This window comes from Rhodoferax saidenbachensis (assembly GCF_001955715.1).
GTDB classification, from domain to species: Bacteria; Pseudomonadota; Gammaproteobacteria; order Burkholderiales; family Burkholderiaceae_C; genus Allorhodoferax; species Allorhodoferax saidenbachensis.
In genome coordinates this window covers 3,049,221-3,066,290 of the sequence record NZ_CP019239.1, presented here as the reverse complement: position 1 = coordinate 3,066,290, position 17,070 = coordinate 3,049,221, and the positions used below count along the sequence as shown (strand labels likewise).

Annotated in this window: 19 protein-coding genes; 16 read left to right on the top strand and 3 right to left on the bottom strand. The window is 59.7% G+C overall.

Annotated elements, in window-relative coordinates; genetic code table 11:
* Positions 1–6: 6 nt before the first annotated feature.
* The 11 genes from RS694_RS14585 (at position 7) to acpS (ending at position 10,737) form a co-directional block, all read left to right on the top strand.
* Positions 7–603 (top strand): sigma-E factor negative regulatory protein, encoded by a 597-nt coding sequence (locus RS694_RS14585; RefSeq protein ID WP_029709103.1) that lies wholly within the window; start codon positions 7–9, stop codon positions 601–603.
* On the top strand, positions 600–1,610 hold the full coding sequence (locus tag RS694_RS14580; RefSeq protein WP_076069756.1) for a MucB/RseB C-terminal domain-containing protein: 1,011 nt from the start codon (positions 600–602) through the stop codon (positions 1,608–1,610). Before RS694_RS14585 ends, RS694_RS14580 begins: the two co-directional genes overlap by 4 nt.
* A 77-nt stretch (positions 1,611–1,687) precedes the next feature.
* Positions 1,688–3,154 carry a DegQ family serine endoprotease gene (locus RS694_RS14575; protein WP_029709101.1) on the top strand — a complete coding sequence of 489 codons (1,467 nt, stop codon included), beginning with the start codon at positions 1,688–1,690 and terminating at the stop codon, positions 3,152–3,154.
* 486 nt (positions 3,155–3,640) lie between these two features.
* On the top strand, positions 3,641–5,452 hold the full coding sequence (lepA, locus tag RS694_RS14570; protein WP_029709100.1) for a translation elongation factor 4: 1,812 nt from the start codon (positions 3,641–3,643) through the stop codon (positions 5,450–5,452).
* Between the two features lie 106 nt (positions 5,453–5,558).
* Positions 5,559–6,524: a signal peptidase I gene (gene lepB / locus RS694_RS14565; protein ID WP_029709099.1), complete on the top strand. Its 966-nt coding sequence runs from the start codon at positions 5,559–5,561 to the stop codon at positions 6,522–6,524.
* Positions 6,525–6,564: 40 nt separating this feature from the next.
* Positions 6,565–6,918: a DUF4845 domain-containing protein gene (locus RS694_RS14560; RefSeq protein WP_029709098.1), complete on the top strand. Its 354-nt coding sequence runs from the start codon at positions 6,565–6,567 to the stop codon at positions 6,916–6,918.
* Position 6,919: 1 nt separating this feature from the next.
* Positions 6,920–7,606 carry a ribonuclease III gene (gene rnc, locus RS694_RS14555; RefSeq protein ID WP_029709097.1) on the top strand — a complete coding sequence of 229 codons (687 nt, stop codon included), beginning with the start codon at positions 6,920–6,922 and terminating at the stop codon, positions 7,604–7,606.
* 92 nt (positions 7,607–7,698) lie between these two features.
* Positions 7,699–8,658 (top strand): GTPase Era, encoded by a 960-nt coding sequence (gene era, locus RS694_RS14550; RefSeq protein WP_241464151.1) that lies wholly within the window; start codon positions 7,699–7,701, stop codon positions 8,656–8,658.
* Positions 8,645–9,397 carry a DNA repair protein RecO gene (recO, locus tag RS694_RS14545; protein WP_029709095.1) on the top strand — a complete coding sequence of 251 codons (753 nt, stop codon included), beginning with the start codon at positions 8,645–8,647 and terminating at the stop codon, positions 9,395–9,397. The genes era and recO overlap by 14 nt, the downstream gene beginning before the upstream one ends.
* Positions 9,398–9,482: 85 nt before the next feature.
* Positions 9,483–10,229, top strand: a complete 747-nt coding sequence (locus RS694_RS14540; RefSeq protein WP_029709094.1) for a pyridoxine 5'-phosphate synthase — start codon at positions 9,483–9,485, stop codon at positions 10,227–10,229.
* A gap of 85 nt (positions 10,230–10,314) precedes the next feature.
* Positions 10,315–10,737, top strand: a complete 423-nt coding sequence (acpS, locus tag RS694_RS14535) for a holo-ACP synthase (RefSeq protein WP_029709093.1) — start codon at positions 10,315–10,317, stop codon at positions 10,735–10,737.
* Positions 10,738–10,882: 145 nt separating this feature from the next.
* Here the strand turns inward: acpS and RS694_RS14530 are convergent, their stop codons facing one another.
* On the bottom strand, positions 10,883–11,122 hold the full coding sequence (locus tag RS694_RS14530) for an oxidoreductase-like domain-containing protein (RefSeq protein WP_076069754.1): 240 nt from the start codon (positions 11,120–11,122) through the stop codon (positions 10,883–10,885).
* Positions 11,123–11,235: 113 nt separating this feature from the next.
* Between RS694_RS14530 and RS694_RS14525 the strand changes: the two genes are divergently transcribed.
* The 3 genes from RS694_RS14525 to RS694_RS14515 all read left to right on the top strand — a co-directional run bounded on the left by RS694_RS14525 (position 11,236) and on the right by RS694_RS14515 (position 14,311).
* Positions 11,236–12,183, top strand: coding sequence for a bifunctional helix-turn-helix transcriptional regulator/GNAT family N-acetyltransferase (locus tag RS694_RS14525; RefSeq protein WP_029709092.1), 948 nt, complete (start codon positions 11,236–11,238; stop codon positions 12,181–12,183).
* An 87-nt stretch (positions 12,184–12,270) separates the two neighbouring features.
* Entirely contained in the window at positions 12,271–13,620 is a 1,350-nt protein-coding gene (locus RS694_RS14520) for a sigma 54-interacting transcriptional regulator (RefSeq protein WP_029709091.1), read from the top strand.
* Between the two features lie 241 nt (positions 13,621–13,861).
* Complete coding sequence (locus RS694_RS14515; RefSeq protein WP_051392053.1) at positions 13,862–14,311, top strand: globin family protein; 450 nt, start codon at positions 13,862–13,864, stop codon at positions 14,309–14,311.
* Positions 14,312–14,327: 16 nt separating this feature from the next.
* On the opposite strand, the gene RS694_RS14510 is transcribed toward RS694_RS14515, so the two are convergent.
* Complete coding sequence (locus RS694_RS14510) at positions 14,328–14,846, bottom strand: RcnB family protein (protein ID WP_051392052.1); 519 nt, start codon at positions 14,844–14,846, stop codon at positions 14,328–14,330.
* Between the two features lie 133 nt (positions 14,847–14,979).
* Here RS694_RS14510 and RS694_RS14505 point away from each other — a divergent pair, with 133 nt between their 5' ends.
* Positions 14,980–15,657: a zinc metalloprotease gene (locus RS694_RS14505; protein ID WP_037248067.1), complete on the top strand. Its 678-nt coding sequence runs from the start codon at positions 14,980–14,982 to the stop codon at positions 15,655–15,657.
* Positions 15,658–15,696: 39 nt separating this feature from the next.
* Positions 15,697–16,638 carry a DUF6910 family protein gene (locus RS694_RS14500; RefSeq protein WP_029709087.1) on the top strand — a complete coding sequence of 314 codons (942 nt, stop codon included), beginning with the start codon at positions 15,697–15,699 and terminating at the stop codon, positions 16,636–16,638.
* Positions 16,639–16,719: 81 nt separating this feature from the next.
* Here the strand turns inward: RS694_RS14500 and RS694_RS14495 are convergent, their stop codons facing one another.
* Entirely contained in the window at positions 16,720–17,055 is a 336-nt protein-coding gene (locus tag RS694_RS14495; protein ID WP_037248064.1) for a DUF6172 family protein, read from the bottom strand.
* Positions 17,056–17,070: the final 15 nt, after the last annotated feature.

Sequence of the window (17,070 nt, the reverse complement as noted above, 5' to 3'; positions counted from 1 at the left end):
CACGCCATGAGTAACCTGAAACCGCTATCTGGTGAACAACTCTCGGACGCAATGGATGGTCGCCTGCGGGGTGAGGATGGCAGTGTGCTGGATGCCTTGCTGTCGGATCCACAGGCAGTACAAGCTTGGCATCTACACCATGTGATTGGTGATGTGCTGCGCAGTGAAGAGCTAGCCCCATCGGCGCGTGACCTTGCTTTTTGGGACCGGCTGGAGCGCAAACTGGCCGATGAGCCCGCACGGCCCAGCGTGCCGCTGGTCATGCCTATGGATGTGCCCGTGCGCAGTGCATCGGCTGCCAATGCCTCGGTGCTGCGCTGGAAGTGGCTGGCGGGTGTGGCGTGTGCTGTTCTGGTCAGTGTTGTGGGTTCGGGGGCCTGGAACCAATTCACAGGCAATGCGGACGCTCAAATGGCCACCAGCGTGCCAGCTACGACAGAGTCATCATCCCAGCTTGCATTGGTGCCGCAGGCGCCCGTCATGCTGCGCGACCCGCAACTGGATGCGCTGATGGCCGCCCACCACCAGTTGGGTGGTCATTCGGCCTTGCAGATGCCATCGGGGTTTTTGCGCAACGCAACCTTTGAGAGGCCTGCGCAGTGAAACGACTGACCCGTTGGGCTGGGCTGGCGATGGCTGTACTGCTGCTGTCTGGAGCGCTGCAGGCGCAGGCAGAAGCGGTGTCGCCGGATGCTTCCATCAATGCCTGGTTGATGCGGTTGCATGAAGCGTCACGCAAGCGGGCCTATACCGGCACGTTTGTGGTTTCTGCGGGCGGCAATATGGCCAGCGCCAAAATTTGGCATGTCTGCGACGGCACGCAGCAGATGGAGCGTGTGGAGTCATTGAGTGGCCCACCCCGGTCCACGTTCCGTCGCAATGACCAGGTCGTTACGTTTTACCCGCAGAACCGCATCGCGGTGGCCGAGAGTCGCGATTCTCTGGGGCTCTTTCCCAACCTGCTGAAGTCCAGCGACTCGACCATTGCCGAGTTTTACAAACTCAAAGTGCTGCCACAGGAGCGCATCGCCGGCTTCGATGCCGATGTGGTGCAACTGGTGCCCAAAGACAATGTGCGCTTTGGCTACCGCGTATGGAGCGAGAAAAAATCAGGACTGGTCATGCAGTTGCAGACACTCGACCTGGATGGCAAGGTGCTGGAGCAGGCCGCTTTTTCGGAACTCCAACTGGACGCACCGGTCAGCATGGGCAAGCTCTCGCAAATGATGGCCAACACCGACGGCTACCGGGTGGAGCACTCTGACCTGCAAAAAACAACGGCAGATGCCCAAGGCTGGGTCATGCGTACGTTGGTTGCGGGATTCAAGCCGATGGGATGTTACAAGCGGCCGGTGGCAGCTTTGGCTGGAGCGTCCGGGCATGCTGCAGGCAACGCGATGCAATGGATGTTCTCCGATGGACTCGCCACCGTTTCGCTGTTTGTGGAAGCCTATGACAGCCAGCGCCATGTGCGTGAAGGTGCGACCGACATGGGTGGCGCCACGCATACGTTGACGCGCCGTTTCAATGCGTGGTGGATTACAGCGGTCGGCGAAGTGCCGCCTGCCACGTTAAGTATTTTTGCGCGCGGGCTTGAGCGCAAGAAATGAGTCGCTATTTCCTGAGTGGATGCACGAATGTCCTTGCATGGACTTCGCGGCGAATTTACTTTGATCGGAAGACAACAATGAAGTACCTGAAAATGAAATCCTTGCGGACCTTGTGTTTGGCGGCAACGCTGGGCGCAACTGGCATTGCCACTTTCTTGCCGGTGCAGTCCGCTGTCGCCCAAGTGCGAACCCTGCCAGACTTTACGGATCTCGTGGAGCAGGTGGGGCCCTCTGTGGTCAATATCCGGACCATGGAAAAAGTCGCTGCGCGTTCGCAGCAGGGCAGCCCCAATGAGGAAGAGATGCTGGAGTTCTTCCGGCGCTTTGGCTTGCCCATTCCCAATATTCCCAAGCAGGCCCCGCGCCAGAACCGCCCCCAACAGCAGGAAGAAGAGCAACCGCGTGGGGTGGGGTCCGGCTTCATTCTGTCCTCCGACGGCCTGATCATGACCAACGCCCACGTGGTCGATGGTGCTGATGAAGTGCTGGTAACGCTGACAGACAAGCGCGAGTTCAAGGCCAAGATCATTGGTGCCGACAAGCGCACCGATGTGGCCGTGGTCAAGATTGAGGCCACAGGCCTGCCAGCCGTGAAGGTGGGCGACGTTAATCGCCTCAAAGTGGGCGAATGGGTGATGGCCATTGGTTCGCCTTTTGGCCTGGAGAACACCGTGACTGCGGGCATCGTGAGTGCGAAACAGCGCGATACGGGTGACTACCTGCCCTTTATCCAGACCGACGTGGCCATCAACCCCGGTAATTCAGGGGGGCCGCTGATCAATATGCGCGGTGAGGTGGTTGGAATCAACAGCCAGATCTATTCGCGCTCTGGTGGTTTCATGGGCATTTCTTTCTCGATCCCCATGGATGAAGCAGTACGCGTGAGCGATCAATTGCGCAGTTCCGGGCGTGTTTCGCGCGGCCGTATCGGCGTGCAGATCGACCAAGTCAGCAAGGATGTGGCGGAATCCATTGGTTTAGGCAAACCCATCGGTGCGCTGGTGCGTGGCGTGGAAGCTGGCTCGCCAGCCGAGAAGGCTGGCGTGGAGGCCGGAGACATCATCACCAAGTTCGATGGAAAAACCATCGACAAGTCCAGCGACCTGCCGCGCATGGTGGGCAGTACCAAGCCTGGAACCCGCAGCACGGTGACGGTGTTTCGCCGTGGCGCCAGCAAGGACCTGAGTGTTGTGATTGCCGAAATTGAGGCCGACAAACCACTCGTCAAGACGCAGGGGCGAGAAGACAAGCCCAAGGGATCGGCAGCGGGCCAGGCGTTTGGTTTGGCCGTGAGCGAGCTGACCGAGGCGCAGCGCAAAGAAGCCAGCCTCAAAGGCGGCGTGAAAGTGGAGGCCGCTGTGGAGGCTGCAGCGCGGGCGGGACTTCGGGAGGGTGACATCATTCTGGCGCTGGCCAATACCGAGGTGGCTTCCGTGAAAGAGTTTGACGCTGCGATAGCCAAGCTTGACAAAAACAAACCCCTGAATGTTTTGTTTCGCCGGGGAGAGTGGACCCAATACGCGGTCATCCGGGTAGCGCGTTAAGCGAAAGCCACGGAGCCCAAACCCCTAAACCTCACTAGGGTGAGGGGTTGTTGGGGTTTGAGCGGCTGGAATTTATTTTTTTCGAATACCCACACTTATGTGTGCAGACGCTAACTTCTAGGTTGGGTATTCAGTTTTAGGTAGAATACGGGGCTTGACGCGGCCATTATGGATATAAGGGTCGGTGCAAAGTCCATGATATGGGATGGGAGTAGCTCCCCCACAGTCGATCCACAGATCACCCACACCTTGTCCAGAAGCTTATCCAAGTGTTTTGTGCATAAGTTGTTGATAAGTTGGTTGTTGCTGGGTTGCAACTTCCTTGTGAAGCTTGTTTTTCGGCTGTGCTCCCAAGACTTTTTGCCTACAATGAAGTTCCAACCTTCGCAGTTGCCAAATGATTGTTGGTTCAGGGCGCGTCATAACCAGACGCGCCCTTTTTTCTTGCCCGTTCGTTTTAATTCAATCACTTGAAGCTCTTCGTTGATGAATCACATCAGAAATTTTTCCATCATTGCCCACATTGACCATGGCAAGTCCACGCTGGCAGACCGTTTGATTCAGCGTTGTGGCGGACTCGAAGCACGCGATATGGAAGCGCAAGTGCTGGACTCGATGGACATCGAGAAAGAGCGTGGGATAACCATCAAGGCACAGACCGCTGCGCTCCAATACAAGGCCAAAGACGGACAGGTCTACAACCTCAATTTGATCGACACACCAGGGCATGTGGACTTCTCGTATGAAGTGAGTCGCTCGCTTTCCGCATGCGAAGGCGCGTTGCTGGTGGTGGATGCATCGCAAGGTGTTGAAGCACAGACCGTGGCGAATTGCTATACCGCGTTGGACCTGGGCGTGGAAGTGCTGCCGGTACTCAACAAGATTGACCTGCCCAACGCGGACCCTGACAACGCGCGCAGTGAAATTGAAGACGTTATCGGCATCGACGCGACTGACGCTCTTGTTTGCTCCGCAAAAACTGGCCTGGGCATCGACGAGATCCTGGAAATGATTGTGGCCAAGGTGCCTTCACCGAAGGGCAATCCCGACGCGCCGCTGCGCGCGATGATTATTGATAGCTGGTTCGATCCCTACGTCGGCGTGGTGATGCTGGTGCGCGTGGTCGACGGCCGTCTGGGCAAGGGCGAGCGCATCAAGATGATGGCATCTGGTGCGATGTACAACGCCGACAACGTGGGGGTGTTCACCCCCGCCAACCAGCCGCGCCAATCGTTGGAAGCGGGCGAGGTGGGTTACATCATTGCCGGTATCAAGGAATTGCAGGCCGCCAAGGTGGGCGACACCGTGACGCTGATCAAGCCCGGCACCGGTGGGGCTGCGGCCACTGCGACGGAGGCGCTGCCCGGCTTCAAGGAAATCCAGCCCCAGGTTTTTGCGGGCCTGTATCCCACCGAAGCCAGCGAGTACGACTCGCTGCGCGATGCGCTGGAAAAGCTCAAACTCAACGATGCCTCCCTACATTACGAACCGGAAGTGTCGCAGGCGCTGGGCTTTGGTTTCCGTTGCGGCTTCCTGGGCTTGTTGCATATGGAGATCGTCCAAGAGCGCCTAGAGCGTGAGTTCGACCAGGACCTGATCACGACTGCGCCGAGCGTGGTCTACCAGGTGGTGAAGAACGATGGCGAAGTGGTGATGGTGGAAAACCCGTCCAAGATGCCCGAGATCGGCAAGACCGCCGAGATCCGCGAACCCATCGTCACGATGCACCTTTATATGCCGCAGGAATACGTGGGCGTCGTGATGACGCTGGCCAACCAGAAGCGCGGCGTGCAGATGAACATGGCCTACAAGGGCCGCCAGGTGGTGCTGACCTATGAAATGCCGCTGGCCGAAATTGTGCTGGACTTCTTTGACAAGCTCAAGAGTGTGAGTCGGGGCTATGCCTCCATGGACTATGAGTTCAAGGAGTACCGCGCGGCCGACGTGGTCAAGGTCGACATTTTGTTGAACGCGGAGAAGGTCGACGCGTTGTCCATCATGCTGCACCGCGCCCAAAGCCAGTACCGGGGCCGGGCAGTGGTGGCCAAGATGCGCGAGATCATTTCCCGTCAGATGTACGACGTGGCGATCCAGGCCGCTATCGGCGCCAACATCATTGCGCGTGAGACAATCAAAGCGCTGCGCAAGAACGTGCTGGCCAAGTGTTATGGCGGCGATATTTCACGTAAACGCAAACTCCTCGAAAAACAAAAAGCAGGCAAGAAACGCATGAAACAAATTGGTTCTGTGGAAGTGCCGCAAGAGGCATTTCTGGCTATTTTGCAGGTGGAAGATTGAGCGCCGCCGGGCCGTCCCAAGGCGCGAAGGCCCCCATGGGGGGCAGCGCAGTACGTTTAGCGTTCTCGAAGAGCGACGAAGTCACAAGCGTGGGGGTAAATATCTGATGCAAGCCTTTACCTCTGCGGTGCTCGCCGCTTTTGTGATGTATGCCGCGTCCTGGTATTTTGGATGGGTGGAAGGCAACTTTGCCTTGTTGTTGTTCATGGCTTCTATAGTGACAGGTGCCTACTGGCTGGCAGAACGTTTTTACTTTCTGCCACAGCGCCAACAAGCTGCCGCCGCGCTGGAAGCCAATGACATAGTGCGCCGTGCAGAGCTTGCAAAGCAGGGCATCACCAAGGTTGATGGTGATATTGCACCCGCCAAAGTCCGCCTGCTCATGCAACCCTGGTGGCTGGACTGGACCGCTGGCTTGTTTCCGGTGATCATTACCGTATTCTTGTTGCGTTCATTTTTGTTTGAGCCCTTCAAGATTCCCTCGGGTTCCATGATTCCCACGCTGCTGGTTGGCGATTTGATCCTGGTCAACAAGTTCACCTACGGCCTGCGCCTGCCGGTGCTCAACACCAAAATCACCGAGGGCAACAAACCCCAGCGCGGTGATGTGATGGTATTTCGTTATCCGCCCCAGCCCAGCCTGGACTACATCAAACGTGTAGTTGGCGTGCCCGGTGATACGGTGGCGTATCTGAACAAGCGCCTGACCATCAACGGCAAACCTCTGGAAACCACGGCTTTGCCTGAGTTCTTTGACGAAGACGTGATGCGTTACTTCAAGCAGTTCGAAGAAACGCTGGGTGACAAGAAGCACCGCGTGCTCAATGACGACAGCCGCCCCGCCTTTGTGCCCGGCGCCGATAAATTTGAAGGTTTCGAGGCTTGCAGCTATACCGTGGAAGGTGTGACCTGCAAAGTACCGGAAGGCCACTACTTCATGATGGGTGACAATCGCGATAATTCGCTGGATTCCCGTTACTGGGGCTTTGTGCCGGAGAAAAATATCGTCGGCAAAGCCTTCTTTGTCTGGATGAATTTTGGCAGCCTCAAGCGTATTGGGGCATTTAATTGATTTCTTTCGTGGTTGATGACTGCAAGGCAGGGGAAAAACAATGACTGTTCAGCTCAAGTCCCGTCAAAAAGGTATTACCTTTTTTGGTTTGATCTTTGTGGCCGCCGTGCTGGCCATGGGTGGCGTGGTAATCGCGCAAGTGATTCCTACGGTGATCGAACTTCAGGCCGTGCAAAAGGGCGTGCAAAAAGCGACCGAAGGCGCCACGGTTGCCGAAGCCCGCATGATCTTTGACAAGCAGGCGTCCATTGACGACATCAAGTCCATCAGCGGCAAGGATGTTGCCGTGACCAAGGAAGGTGACAAGGTCGTCGTGAGCTTCGAGTACCAGCGCGAGATCCATCTCTTTGGCCCGGCCTTTCTGACCCTCAAATACGCTGGCCGTTCCAAATAAGGTGGCAGATGGTTTGGTGGAGTTGCAGCGCCGACTGCAACATGAATTCTCCAATGCGTCCCTGCTGTCCAGGGCGCTGACCCACCGCAGCTTTTCAAGCGACCATTACGAGCGTCTGGAATTTCTCGGCGACTCGGTCCTCAATCTCGCTGTTTCTGATTTGCTCTATGCGCGTTTGGGCAACCTGCCAGAAGGCGATTTGTCCCGCGTACGCGCCAATCTGGTCAAGCAAGACACGTTGCATCAACTGGCGGTCGATCTGGGCCTGCCCGATGTACTGAAACTGGGGGAGGGCGAAGTCCGCTCCGGCGGGCAGAAGCGCCCCTCCATTCTGGCCGATACGCTCGAAGCCATCATTGGTGCGGTCTACCTGGACGCGGGCTTTGCCAAAGCACAGGATTTGGTGCACCGGCTCTTCAAGGCGGTCGAAATCAACCCGCAGATGGACGCCATTGGCAAAGATCCCAAGACCGAGTTGCAGGAGTGGCTGCAGGGTCGCAAAATGAAGCTACCTGTTTATACGGTGGTCGGCACGATTGGCGCGGCGCACAAGCAAAGCTTTGACGTGGAGTGCGAGATCCCGGAGCTGGGCTTGGCCGAACGCGGCATCGGCGGCTCCCGGCGTGCGGGCGAACAGGCCGCTGCCGGTGCGATGCTGCAAACCCTCAAACAGAAAGTTAAACCATGACCGCTCCTAAAAAAGTAGCTGCTCACGCAGATTTCACGGGGGCTAAGGGTCAAAAAGACACGCAACCCGAAGTGCAGGAAAACCTCGACGCCATGCTGGAAGGCCTGCTCAAAAGCACACCGAAGCTGGCGCAGCCGGGCACGAAGGCTGAGGACCAGCGCTGCGGATTGGTGGCGATTGTGGGCAAGCCCAATGTGGGCAAGTCCACACTGCTCAACGCCTTGGTGGGCCAGAAGATCAGCATCACGTCGCGCAAGGCGCAGACGACGCGCCACCGTATTACCGGCATGCACACCTTGGGCAACACCCAGTTTGTGTTTGTGGACACACCGGGTTTCCAGACCCTGCATGCCAACGCATTGAATAAGTCGTTGAACAAAACCGTGCAAGGCGCGGTGGCGGATGTGGATTTGATTTTGTTTGTGGTGGAAGCTGGCAGCTTTACGCCCGCTGACGCGCGCGTATTGGCGCTGTTGGGCAAAGACATCCCCACCCTGTTGATCGCCAACAAGCTCGACAATGTCCACCGTCGTGGTGATATTGCGCCCTGGCTGCAAACCATGACGGACAAACACAAGTTTGCCGAGTTTGTGCCCATGTCGGCGAAGAACGCCAAAGACATTCCCCGCTTGCTCGCGATATGTGAAAAGTACCTGCCCGAGCAGGCTTGGTGGTACGCCGAGGACGAGCTGACTGACCGCAGCGAGAAATTCCTGGCCAGCGAGCTGGTGCGCGAAAAGCTGTTTCGCCTCACTGGGGATGAACTCCCTTACACGTCCACCGTCATCATTGACAAGTTTGAAGAAGAGCCGCCGCAGAAGAAGGGCCAGAAGCGCCTGCTGCGCATTGCCGCGACCATTGTGGTGGAGCGCGACACGCACAAGGCCATGGTGATCGGTGACAAGGGCGAGCGCATCAAGCGCATCGGCATGGAAACCCGCGTGGAACTGGAAAAGCTGGCCGACGCCAAAGTTTTCCTGGAGATGTGGGTGAAAGTGCGCTCTGGCTGGGCCGACGACGAAGCGCGGGTGCGCAGCTTTGGCTACGAATAAGCGAATCTCCGACGAGCCCGCGTATGTGCTGCACCGCTACGACTGGAGCGAGTCCAGCCTGATTCTGGAAGTTTTTACCCGCCACTACGGCCGCATCGCGCTGGTGGCCAAAGGCGCCAAGCGGCCTACCTCCAGCTTCCGTCCCATCCTGCTGCCGCTGCAGCCCCTGCATGTCGCCTATGGCGGTGACGCCGAGATTCGCACCCTGAAGAGCGCCGAATGGCAGGGTGGCCACGTCATGCCTACGGGCGACGCGCTGCTATCGGGCTACTACCTCAACGAACTGCTGCTCACGCTGCTGGCACGCGATGACACGCATGCCGCGTTGTTTGACATTTACGACCATGTGGTCAAAGTGATTGCCAGCGAACATGGTGAGGTGCTGCAGGCTGCGCTGCGCACCTGGGAGCTGCTGCTGCTGCGTGAGATTGGTCTGTTGCCGGCCTTGGATCGCCAGACCATGACACTGGCACCGCTGCAGCCCGACGCGCGTTACCTACTGGTGCCCGAGGGCGGCCTGCGCCAGGCAGGCAGCGAAGACCGAGCGGCACTGACCGGCGCGCAGTGGCTGCAGTTGCACGCTGCCGTGCAGGACGGCGCGCCGTTCACCACCACGCTGCGCGCCTGTGCTGACATGATGGCCGAGCTCAAACCCCAACTGCGCCACTTGCTGCACTACCATTGCGGTGTCAAAACCCTGCGCACGCGGCAGATGATGATTGATATTCAGGCGTTATAGATATGACCCCCACGCTCTTCACTTTGTGTAATTCGCTGCCCCCCAAGGGGGCGCATTTCGCCTTCGGGCGGCCGGGCGGCAAAACATGACAACCCATCTCTCCGTCAACCTCAACAAAGTCGCCCTGGTGCGCAATACGCGGCACCTGGGCATCCCCAGCGTCACGCGCGCAGCCACGCTGTGCCTGCAGGCCGGTGCGGCGGGCATCACCGTGCACCCGCGCCCTGACGCACGCCACATCCGCGCCGATGATGTGCGCGAGCTGGGGGAATTGCTCAAGGCCTGGCCGGACCGTGAATACAACATCGAAGGCAACCCCTTCCACAACCTGATGGACACGGTGCGTGATCTGCTGGACCGCAAGCTGCCGGTACACCAAGTCACTTTTGTGCCCGACTCTGAGGGCCAGTTCACCAGCGACCACGGTTGGAACTTCCCCCAAGACGCAAACCGCCTGCGCCCGCTGATTCAACATGCGAAAGCCTGGGGACTGCGTGTGAGCCTGTTCATGGACGCGGATCCTGCCGCGATGTTGGCCGCCAAGGAGGTCGGTGCCGATCGTGTTGAGCTTTACACCGAGCCTTATGCCGCTGCCTGGGGCACGCCGGAGCAGGGCGCCCAACTGGAACGCTTTGCCGCCGCCGCGCGTGCCGCGCTGAAAGTGGGGCTGGGTGTGAATGCCGGCCACGACCTTAACCGCGACAACCTGGCTGCTTTCGCACGCGCTTTGCCGGGGCTGCAGGAGGTGTCCATCGGCCACGCGCTGATTGCCGATGCGCTGGAATTGGGTTACGACGCCACCGTCAAGGCGTATTTGGACTGTTTGAAATGAGCGCCGCCGGGCCGTCCCAAGGCGCGAAGGCCCCCTCGGGGGGCAGCGACCCGCGTAAGCGGCGGAGCGTGAGGGCGACATTCCAATGATTTACGGCATCGGCACCGACATCTGCGACGTGCGCCGTATCCGCGCCAGTCTGGAGAAACACGGCGACCGTTTTGCCGCCAAGGTGTTGAGCGAGGGTGAATTCAAAACCTGGAAGGCCCGCAGTGCCCGCTGGCCAGAACGTGGTGTGCGTTATCTGGCCACCCGATTCAGTGCAAAAGAAGCGTTCAGCAAGGCCATTGGCCTGGGCATGCGTATGCCCATGACCTGGCGCCTGTGCGAGATCGACAAGCTGCCCAGTGGCGCGCCCTTTGTGGTCCTGCACGGTGGCCTGAAAGAATGGTTTGAGGCGCGCAGTTTGAGCGCCCATATTAGCGTGACTGACGAGACCGACTACGCCGCGAGTTTTTGCGTGGTGGAGACGGCAGACGCTGCATTTGCAGGTAAAAGTGGTCTCTAATCTGGCCTGCACTGCATCCGCAGGAAGCAGTCCGACGTTTCTCACACGAAACCATCGTCAACGTTGTCTACGCCCGAATCCTGAGGTTTAACTACGCTGTGCGCACATTGCAGTTTGCGTGAGCAGCTATTAAAAATGTAGCAATCTAGGTGTTGACAGAAGCCAGTGCCGCCAGTGCGTCTTCGCGCCAATAGACCAACGCATCGTAGTAGCTCTCCCACACACAGCCATTACAGCCCCGCCCGCAGCAGGTGGTGGGTTCGAGTGGTGGTGCGCGCAATGCCAGTCCGTATTGTGCTGCCTGCGCGCACAAGGCGCTGCACCGGGCTTGGGCGGACGCGCGGTCTGTTGTTGGCTGGAGGAAAGGTGTGGTCTGGGTTGACATGGGCAAGCCGCGGTGTGGGCTACGCCGCGCCGCCGCAGTTTATCCGCAGGACAGAACATTTTGCTTCCTGATAATTACTTGACCAAGTCAAGTAATTGCATAAAATCCAGAACATGAACACCCCAACACACGCCGCCGCGACCGAACATGTCAAGGCATTGCGCGGCTTCAACCGCTTTTACACCCAGCGCATCGGCGTGTTGTCGCCCTATCTGGGTGGTGCGCTGTCGCTCACCGAGGTGCGCGTGTTGTACGAGCTGGCCCACCATCCAGCGGCCGAGCCTGCGCTGACGGCGTCCGCACTCGCGCAACGCCTGGGATTGGACATGGGCTACCTGAGTCGCATCCTGCGTCGCTTTGAGGCGAGGGTCTGGCTCAAGCGCAAACCGTCGCCCAAGGATGCGCGGCACAGTCTGCTGACACTGACCCAGGCGGGGCACAAGGCCTTTGCACCGCTGCAGCAACAGTCGCGCGACGAAGCGGCTGCACTGCTGGGCACGGTGCCACCCGCGCAGCAGGGCATGGTGGTAGAGGCCATGCGCACCATTGAGCAACTGCTGGCACCTGTTGCCGCAGCACAGCCCGGCGTGGTGCTGCGCGACCCGCGCTCTGGCGACATGGGCTGGGTGGTGCAGCAGCACGGTGAAATCTACGCCCGCGAATACGGCTTTACCGCGGAGTTTGAAGCGCTGGTGGCCGAGCTGGTGGCCCGCTACATTCGCAACTACCAGCCCGAGTGGGAGCGCTGCTGGATTGCCGAGCGGGGTGGCCAGCGTGTGGGCGCCGTGTTTGTGGTGCGCAAGTCCAAACAGGTAGCGCAACTGCGCATGCTGATCCTCACCCCGCAGGCACGCGGGCTGGGCCTGGGTGGACAACTGACGGACGTTTGTATTGCCTTTGCGCGCGACAAGGGTTACCGCAAGATGGTGCTGTGGACCAACCAGTGTCTGGACGCTGCACGCGCCATTTACGCCAAACGCGGCTTTGTGCTGGCCCGCAGTGAGGTGCACCACAGCTTCGGACAGACCCAGGTGGGCGAGACCTGGGAGCTGCGACTCTGAGGTTTGCGCGGCGGTAGCTGCGCCGTTTTGCCGCATGCCACAATTCGCGCTACACGCCCATTGGGTGTGGCAACCCTGGGGAGAGCTATGGCGCGGATTCTGGTGGTAGATGACGATGAGGACTTGCTGAAGTCCCTCTCCATGCGCCTGCGCTATGAGGGCCACATCGTCACCGCCGCTGAGAGTGGTGCCGTGGCCCTGTCCCGGCTGGACCTGGAAGTCCCGCACATGGTCATCACCGACCTGCGCATGCCCGGCATGGACGGGCTGCAACTGTTCGAGGCCATCCACCGCCGTTACCCGCTGATGCCGGTGGTCATCCTCACCGCCAACGGCACCATTCCCGACGCTGTGCAGGCCCTGCAAAAGGGTGTGTTCGGCTACATCACCAAACCGTTTGAAGGCGTGGCACTGATGCGCGAGGTGGACCGCGCACTGGCGATCTCCAATGCGCTGGGTGCCGACATGCCAGGCGAGTCACCGGGTGAGAGCTGGCGCGAAGCCATCATCACGCGCAGCCCGCGCATGGAAAAACTGCTGGCTGAAGCGCGCCGCATGGCGCAGAGCGATGCCTCGCTGTTGATCTATGGCGAAAGTGGCACCGGCAAGGAGTTGCTGGCGCGCGCGGTGCACGCATCGAGCAACCGCAGCGAAGAGAGTTTTGTCGCCGTGAATTGCGGCGCCATTCCCGAGAACCTGGTGGAGTCCGAGCTGTTTGGCCACGTCAAAGGCGCGTTCACCGGTGCCGTGCGCGATAGCGCGGGCATGTTCACCACGGCGCACCAGGGCACGATTTTTCTGGACGAGATTGCCGACCTGCCGCTGGCCATGCAGGTCAAGCTGCTGCGCGTGCTGCAGGAGCGCGAGGTGCGCCCGGTGGGCGCGAGCAAGTCGCACAAGATAGACGTGCGTGTGATTTCGGCCTGCAACCGCAAGCTCGAAGACGAGGTGGCCGCAGGCCGCTTTCGCGAAGACCTGTTTTACCGGCTCAACGTGGTGAGCCTCACGCTGCCGCCGCTGGCCGAGCGGCGCGAAGACATTCCGATGCTGGCCAACTACTTCATGCAAAGCCTGGCGCTGCGTTATGCCAAACCGGTGAGCACTTTCGGGCCCGGCGGGCTGGAGCTGCTCAGTGCCGCACCCTGGCCAGGCAATGTGCGGCAGTTGCAAAACGTGGTGGAGAAGTGTGTGGTCATGAGCGCCGGGCCGCTGATCCCGGTCACGCTGGTGCAGGGTGCTTTAAGCACCGCTGGAGGGGCCGAATTGCTGCCGCTGGACGAGGCACGCCGCGAATTTGAGCGCGACTACCTCACCAGCCTGCTCAAGATCACCAACGGCAATGTGGCCCAGGCCGCCAAGCTGGCGCAGCGCAACCGCACCGACTTTTATGCGCTGATGGGCCGCCACCAATTGGAGCCTGCGCAGTTCAAGGGCTGAGGTGCCCAGCACCTTTAAAGCGGCGCTAAAAATGCCGACAAAAGTGTCGGTGACGGCCGACACTGCAAGTCTTTGATTTCATTGAATATTTTCCAGCCCGCTGTCGGGTGTGTCGGTTTATCCCGACAAAGGCGGCTTGCGGTTTTTTTCTAAGTCATTGATTTTATTGAGGAAATTACTTGGCATGCTTCTTGGGAATAGGAAAGAGTCTTATCAACCCTTTACCCCTTCAGGAAACACCATGAACTCCGACCAAATCAACCTCGTCCAGTCCACCTTCGAAGATGTGCGCCCGATTGCGCCCGTGGCCGCCGAGTTGTTTTATGCCCGTCTTTTCGCCCTGGACCCTTCGCTCAAACCACTGTTCAAGAGTGATATGTCCAAACAAGGCACCATGCTGATGTCCATGTTGGGTTCGGCCGTCAAGGGCCTGAGCGACCTGGACGCGCTGGCCCCCGTGTTGCGCAACCTGGGCGCCCGCCATGTCGATTACGGCGTGAAGGACGAACATTACGTCACTGTGGGCACTGCACTGCTGTGGACGCTGGACCAAGGTCTGGGCCCGAAGTTCACCCCCGAGGTGCGCGAGGCCTGGACGGCAGCTTACGGCCTGCTGGCGGACGTGATGCAGTTTGGCGCCCTGGAAGTCCAGCGTATCAAGCGCCACGAGAGCGAAGCGGCTTCTGCCTGAGCCGCTTCGTTGCTGGTTAGTGGCTGAGCACGATGTGTGCAATCAGTCCGGTGGCGATGGCAATCAGCACATAGTCGGCTCCCACTTGCACCCATTCGTGGCGTGGCGGTGGTGGGGCCAGGTGGTGTACCCGGTAGTCCACCACCACGTATTCATGGCGGCGGTATTCGCGCGGGATATAGCCACCACGGTAGAACGCCGGGCCGCGCGCGTTGTAGTAATCGCGCCGGTCATTGGAGCGCTCGTAGCGCTGGTCAAAGCGGGGCTGTGCATAGCGTGGGTCATGCCTGTCATCACCGCGTCCATCGGGGCGGCCATCATGGCGGTCATCGCCACGGCCGTCTCGGCGGTCGTCATTGCGTCCTTGTTGGTCGTTGCGCCCACCGCGGTCTTTGTCACCGTGGCCGTTGCCCTGTTGCTGCACCCACGGAGGTGCGTTGCCCGGGCCGCGCCGGTCATCGTCTTTGGCAAGTGAAAGGGTGCTGAACCCCATGCTTGCCGCAGCAATGGCACACACGATGGCGGAGGATTTCATGGAGAGACTCCAGTGGTTGAACAAGCCTTGATAGTGGGGTGCCGCTGTATCCGCCATGTAAACGCGCGGGGCATTTGTGCAAGCAAAGGTAGCGCAGGCTCTAAGATGGCTGCATCTCTCTTCCATGCCCTCCATGCGCACATTCCTGTACCTGCTGCCGACACTGCTCTTGTGGTTTGCGTGGGGGCCTGCGCACGCGTTGGACGCCTTGCGCAGTCAGGAGATCGCGCAGTGCCTGCCCGGTGAGGTGCAAACCTGGGGCGATGGTCGGGATCGGCCGGCGTTGTCCCCGCAGATGGTGTTTGTCTACGACCACACGGGCGCTCCAGCCTGGTTTGACCAAGCCACGGTGCTGGGTGCCGTGCGCCGCGCCGTCAGTGCCTGGTCGGAGTGCGGCGTGACTGGCACGGTGGTCAGTGCTGCGCCCGGTGGAAGCACTCCAGGCGCCGTGTCGGTGGTCTGGAGTGAAGCGGGCAGCGTAGGCAATTTTGGTTTGGCCGATCTGGGGCGAAAAACCCTGTCTCTGGGGCCTGCCGCCTTTCAGTTGCTGCAGACCCGCAACCCCGCCTACGACGCACGTGAAACCCTGCAGATGGTGATCTCGCACGAAGTCGGCCACATGTATGGCGTGGTGGCCCATTCACGCCGCTGTGTGGACGTCACGTCCTATTACAACAATGGCAAAGGCGAGCTGTGCAGCATCCGCGGTGGTGGTGCGATGGTGCGCGGGGTGGAGTACCGATCCGTGCTGCCCACGGCTTGTGACCTGCAACGCTGCCGTGCCGCCAACGGGACTACCGGGCGCCCCTGAGCCACCCAAAATGCAGCACACATGATCCAGTCCCTTCCCATGCTGACCCCCTCCCTGGTCCAGACCTTGTTGGTGGACGTTACGCAGCACCCGCGTGGTCAGGCCCACCTGAGTGCTGCCAGTGGCTTGGTGCGCGTGCGCCAGCGTTTGTATGTGGTGGCGGACGACGAGCTGCACCTGGGCATCTTTGACGACTGCACGGCCGTGGGCATGGTGCCCACGCCGGGCACGCTGCTGCGTTTGCTGGACGGCGATTTGCCACAAGACAAAAGCAAACGCAAAAAAGCCAAACCTGATTTTGAAAGTCTGGTCCTGCTGCCACCCCTGCCGGGTTGCCCTGCAGGCGCGCTACTGGCACTGGGCTCGGGCTCGCGGCCCAACCGCGAAACCGGTGTGCTGGTGGCGCTGGACGTGCAGGGCATGCCGAATGGGCGCATGGGTCTGGTGGACCTTGCCCCACTCTATGCGCCGCTGCACAAACGGTTTGCAGATGTCAACATTGAAGGCGCGCTGATCGTCAGCGGCGAGTTGCTGTTACTGCAGCGGGGCAACAAGGGCGATGGCCGCAGTGCCTGCATTCGCTTCGACTGGAATTTGGTGGCTCCCTGGTTGGCAGGCCAGAAGGCCCAGCCGCCTGCAGCCAAAAGCATCCAGGTCATCCCGCTGGGCGAAGTGGATGGCGTGCCGCTGGGTTTTACCGATGGTGCCGCGTTGCACGGCGGCGCATGGATATTCAGTGCTGTGGCCGAAGACACCGACAACAGCGTGCAGGACGGCGCTTGCGTGGGTTCGGTCATCGGCATCGTGGCGCCTGACGGCCAGGTCAGCCAGCTGTACCCACTGCAAGGCGCCCCCAAGGTGGAAGGTATTGCTGTGCAAGCGGATGGAGCAGGCTGGCAGGTCACGCTGGCGACCGACCCGGATGATCCCAAAGTGCCGTCAGCGCTTTTGCAACTGCGTGTACCTGGAATTCAGAGCTAAAAAGGCCTCTAGCCCTTTGGATATATGCGCAAGCAGCTATTGAAAATATAGCAATTCAGCCTGCCATATGACGCCGCCCACCTATTCTTCGTCTTCGTCCAGGAAGTTCTTCAGCGTGGGTTTGTCGGCCGGATCGCGCGGCTTGCGTATGCCGTGTTTGGCCAGAATTTCAATGTAGAACTGCGGGCTGCCGTCTTTGGCGGCACCATCAATCAGGCCAATGAGCTCGGCTACATGTGCCACCACCGCGTTGTCTGCCGTGGTGCCAAAGCGGCAGTCAAAGTCCCAAAAATCCACACCTTCGGGTAGGGCGCGGCTGCGTTCACGCTTGAGGTATTTGCGAATTTCGTGCTTGGTGGCATCCAGCAAGCGGTCGGTGTTTTTGCCTTCTACGGCGAGGGGAAAGGTTTTTTTCATGTCAGAAATCCTTGG